Annotated in this window: 1 protein-coding gene; it reads right to left on the minus strand. The window is 47.9% G+C overall.

What is annotated here, in order from left to right; genetic code table 11:
* The coding region (gene mutS / locus R8269_RS26540) for a DNA mismatch repair protein MutS (RefSeq protein WP_318223079.1) at window positions 1-1,012 on the minus strand (1,012 nt) is incomplete at both ends.

Raw genomic sequence — 1,012 nt, forward strand, 5'->3', positions numbered from 1 at the left:
GAAAAGTGTCATCGCACCAATTTGTGTTGCAAGCCATTCGGCACTTGCCCATGCCAATGAAAGACCATCGTAAGTACTGGTACCGCGACCGATCTCATCCATTAACACCAAGCTGTTCTTGGTTGCGTTGTGGAGAATGTTGGCCGTTTCTGTCATCTCTACCATGAAGGTTGAACGACCTGATGCCAAGTCATCTGAAGCACCGATACGAGTAAAGATGCGATCCAATGAGCCAATTTGTGCTGACTCTGCAGGTACATAAGAGCCGATGTGAGCCATCAACGCAATTAGCGCAGTTTGGCGCATGTAGGTTGATTTACCCCCCATGTTTGGACCCGTGATGATGAGCATTTTACGGCTTGGGCTTAATTCTATTGGGTTAGCAATGAACGGGTCCGAGGTGACTTGCTCTACTACCGGGTGGCGACCTGCTTGAATGTGAATACCTGCGTCTTTAACTAGAGTAGGGCGGCAATAATCCAATGAGTCTGCGCGTTCTGCTAGGTTTTGTAACACGTCCATCTGTGAAACGGCAGAAGCTAGGTTTTGCATTTGTTCAAGATGAGGCATCAGCAAATCGAACAGCTCTTCCCACAGTTTTTTCTCTAGTGCGAGTGCTTTTGATTTTGAGTTCAGAACTTTGTCTTCATGCTCTTTAAGCTCAGGAATAATGTAGCGCTCGGCATTTTTCAGAGTTTGGCGACGCACGTAATGTGGCGGTACCAAATGGCTTTGGCCACGACTTACCTGAATGAAGAATCCATGTACGGCGTTGTAGCCAACTTTCAGCGTATCGATGCGCTGACGCTCGCGTTCATCCGCTTCGAGCTTTTCTAGATACTCGGTTGCACCATCAGCGAGCTTGCGCCACTCATCCAATTCTTCGTTATAGCCTTCTGCAATCACACCACCATCGCGGATCACTACCGGCGGGTTTTCTTTGATAGCACGCTCAAGAAGTTCACATACCTCATCTATTGGCGCAGCAAATTGAGCCAACTTCACTAGGTAT

The organism is Vibrio sp. Vb0667 (assembly GCF_033391095.1).